2 protein-coding genes are annotated in these 4,336 nt (G+C 71.4%); both read left to right on the forward strand.

The window, feature by feature from the left end:
- On the forward strand, positions 1–2,543 hold a 2,543-nt coding region (locus ACZ6QO_RS37775), incomplete at its 5' end, for a condensation domain-containing protein (RefSeq protein ID WP_465858325.1).
- Positions 2,540–4,336: condensation domain-containing protein (locus ACZ6QO_RS37780; RefSeq protein WP_465858327.1), on the forward strand; the 1,797-nt coding region annotated here is incomplete at its 3' end. The genes ACZ6QO_RS37775 and ACZ6QO_RS37780, both read left to right, overlap by 4 nt.

Consider the following 4,336-nt stretch of genomic DNA (forward strand, 5'->3'; position numbering starts at 1 on the left):
ACGACCACCAAAACCTCCCCTTCGAACGCCTCGTCGAAGAACTCGCCCCCCAACGCGACCTCACCCGCAACCCCCTCTTCCAGACCATGCTCGTCCTGCAGACCACCGCGGAGACCCAGTCGTGGGACCTCCCGGGGCTGACCGTCCAGCCCTGCCCGGTCAACGGGGGCCTGGCCAAGTTCGACCTCAACCTCACCCTGTGCGAGGCCGGCGACCATCTCACCGGCTCCATCGACTACCCCACCGACCTGTACGACAAGGCCACGATCGAGCGGATGGCCGGCCACTTCGTGACCTTGCTGGAACGACTCGCCGAACGGCCCGCCACGCCCATCTCCGAGATCGACATGCTCACCGACGCCGAACACGCCGCGCTCACGGCATGGCAGGCCACGGCCGGGATCCCCGCCGAGGTCCGCGGCGCCCCGGCACGGCCGGCGCTCGTGCGCGTCGTCGATCCGCAGGACCGGCCGGTGCCGGTCGGCGTCCCCGGTGAGCTGCTGCTGGGCGGCGAGAACCCGTACCGCACCGGTGACCTGGTGAGCTGGTCGCCGTCGGGCGAGCTGCGGTTCCTCGGCCGCCGCGAGGACCAGGTGGTGGTGCACGGGGAGCGTGTCGCGCTGGGCGAGGTGGAGGCGGCGCTGGCCTCCCACGACGCCGTGTCGGACGCCGCGGCCGCCGTGCGCGGCGGCGAACTGGTCGGCTACCTGGTGCCGGCCGGTGCGGCGGCGCCGGAGGCGGGGGAACTGCGGCAGTACCTCAGCGACCGGCTGCCGGCGTTCATGGTGCCGTCGGCCTATGTCGCACTCCCCCTGGTGCCGCGTACGGCGGCGGGCGCCGTCGACCGGAAGGCCCTCCCCGAGCCGGACGCGGAGGCGGCACCGTCGTCGGCGCCGCGCAGCGCGGCCGAGAAGGTCATCGCCGGCATCTGGCGGGAGGTGCTCGGCGTCGACGACATCAGCGTGACCGACAACTTCTTCTCGCTCGGCGGGGACTCCATCATCAGCCTGCAGGTGATCGCGCGGGCGAAGAAGTTCGGCCTCCAGCTGACGCCGAGGATGTTCTTCCAGCACCAGACGGTCGCGGCCATCGCCGCCAACGCCCGGTCCACCAGTCCCATCCTGGCCGACCAGGGCAAGATCGTGGGAGAGGTGCCGCTCACGCCGATCCAGCACTGGTTCTTCGAACTGGACCTGCCGGATCCCGCCCACTTCAACCAGGTGGAGCTGCTGGAGACCGACGGCCTGGACGGCGCGGTGTTGCGGCGGGCGCTGGTGAGCCTCGTCGAGCACCACGACGCGCTGCGCCTGCGGGTCGTCAAGGACGGCGGCCGGTGGCGCCAGCGCATCGACGACGACGCCGGTCCGGGCATCCTCGCCCGTCACGACCTGTCCGCGGTGGCGGACGACGAGCTGTGGCCGCGGATGGCGCGGATCGCCGACGAGGCGCAGCGCGGCATGGACCTGGCCGGCGGGCCGGTGATCCGGGCGGTCCTGATGGAGCTGGGCCCGGGCCGCGGCCAGCGACTGCTCATCGCGATCCACCACCTCGCGGTCGACGGCGTGTCCTGGCGGATCCTGCTGGAGGATCTCGGCACCGCCTACCGGCAGGCGGCCGAGGGGCGCGAGCCGCTGCTGCCGGCCAAGACGACGTCCGTGCGAACCTGGGCGGAGAAGCTCACGGCGCACGCCGGCTCGGCCGCCGCGCTCGCCGAACTCGGCTACTGGTCGTCGCAGGGCCCCCAGCGGTCGCTGCCTCGTGACCGTGACGGGCGGAACACCATGCGTTCCTCCGCCGCCGTCACGGTCGCGCTGAGCGAGAGCGAGACGGCCGCCCTGCTGCAGGACGTGCCGCGGGCCTTCCACACCCAGATCAACGACGCGCTGCTCGCCGCGGTGGGCGCCGCGGTGCACGCCTGGACCGGGGACGACGCCGTCCGCATCAGCCTGGAGGGCCACGGCCGGGAGGACCTGTTCCCGGACGTGGACACCTCCCGGACGGTGGGATGGTTCACCAGCGTGTTCCCCGTCGCTCTGCACGGCGTGGGCGAGACCGATCCGGCCATCCTGCTCAAGAGCGTCAGCGAGCAGCTCGGGGGCATACCGCGCCGGGGCATCGGCTACGGCGTCCTGCGGTACCTGGGCGACGCGCGGGTGCGGCGGTCGCTGGACCACCCCGCTCCAGAGATCAACTTCAACTATCTGGGGCAGTTCGCCCCCGGCGTCCCCGGCCTCGGCCGGTACGCCGGCGCGGCGGAGCCCAGGGGCCGTTCCATCGGCTCCGCCGGGATGCGCCGTCATCTGCTGGACATCCTGGCGGCCGTGGAGAACGGCGTGCTGGGCATCGAGATCTCCTACTCCACGGCGATCCACGACGCGACCACCGTCGAGCGCTTCGCCGAAGACATCGTCGGAAACCTTCGCGCGCTGCTCGGCATCGCCTCCGAGCAGAGCGAAGGCATCGGCGCCGCCCCGGCGCATCTCCCGCTAGCGGAACTCGACGAGGATGAGATGGCCGCGATCATGAGGAAGTTCAGCGCATGAGCAACCCCAACGTGGAAGACATCTACGGCCTGTCGCCGATGCAGTTCGGCATGCTGTTCCATTCGCTGCAGAGCAGCCACGGCGTCAACCCGTACCAGGTGCAGATGATCGAGCAGATCGTCGGGCCGCTCGACGAGGAGCGCTTCCTGGACGCCTGGCAGCACGTCGTCGACCGGCACTCCATCCTGCGCAGCGCCTTCGTGTGGCAGGACGTGTCGACGCCGGTGCAGGTCGTCCAGCGCAAGGCCGAGCTGCCGCGCGAGCGGTTCGACTGGCGTGACTGCGACGCCGCGGAACAGGACGCGCGCCTGAGGCGGCTGGCGGCCGACGACTGGGACCAGGGCTTCGACCTGTCGAGGCCGCCGCTGCTGCGGGTGCGGATCATCAGGACCGCGGACGACCGCCGTCTGCTGCTGTGGTCGTTCCACCACATCCTGCTGGACGGCTGGAGCGTCCAGCTCGTCAAGAAGGAGCTGTTCGACGTCTACCGGGCCGCCGTCGAAGGCAGGGACCCGGGCCTGCCGCCGGCCATCCCGTACGTCCGGTACGCGAAGTGGCTGCACGAGCAGCCCTCGTCCCGCGCGCGGGAGTTCTGGCGCGGCTACCTCGCGGGCGTGACCGAGCCCACCGAGCTGGCCGCCGGCCGGACCGGCGGGGAACCGGGGGTGGCGGAGTTCGAGTTCTCGTTGAGCGCCGAGCTGTCGGGCGCGGTGCGCCGGTTCGCCAGGGAGCAGCGGCTCACCGTCAACACCGTGGTACAGGGGGTGTGGTCGGCGCTGCTGTCCCGCTACAGCGGCCGCGACGACGTGCTGTTCGGCGCCACCACCTCCGGCCGGTCGATCTCGCTGCCCGGCGTGGAGTCGATGGTGGGGCTGTTCATCAACACCCTGCCGGTGCGCGCCCGGGTGGACGGGCGGGCCACGGTCGCCGCCTGGCTGCGGGAGCTGCAGGACCAGCAGATCGACCTGCGGCAGTGGGAGCACTGCCATCTCGTCGACGTGCAGGAGTGCAGCGACGTCCCGCGCGGCAAGCCGCTGTTCCAGTCCATCCTCGTGTTCGAGAACTACCCGGATCTGCGCGGCTCGGACTGCCTGCCCGCGGGAGTCGACTACCGGCCGGTGAGCTGCGTCGAGCGAACCGGCTACCCGCTCACCGTGGTCGTCTCGGCCGAGGAGGTGCTGGAGGTCAAGTTCGCCTACGACAGCGCCCTGTTCGACGGCGAGACGATCGAACGCCTCGCGGGTCACTTCGAGAGCCTGGTGAGGGGTTTCGTCGCGGCCCCGCAGGCCCCGCTGTCGGAGATCGACATGCTCACCGACGCCGAGCGGCGGCGGATGCTGGTGGAGTGGAACGACACCGCCGGCCCGTTCCCCACCGGCCGCACCATCCACGACATGGTCGCCGAACAGGCCACCACCCACCCCGACCACATCGCCGTCGTCCACGGCGACCGGACACTGACCCACCGGGAACTCGACGCCCGCGCCAACCAACTCGCCCACCACCTGCGCGCCCAAGGCATCGGCCCCGAAACCCTCATCGCCGTCTTCCAGGACCGCACCCCGGACCTCGTCGTCACCCTCCTCGGCATCCTCAAAGCCGGCGCCGCCTACGTCCCCCTGGACCCCGAGTACCCCGCAGAACGACTGGAGTTCATGCTCCAGGACACCGCGGCGCCGCTGGTCATCACCCAGCACCACCTCGCCCACCACCTTCCCGACCACACCACCCAGCTGTTGATCGACACCCACTGGCCACAGGTCGCCACCCACCCCACCACCCCACCCCCACCC

Source organism: Sphaerisporangium sp. NPDC049457 (genome assembly GCF_055586705.1).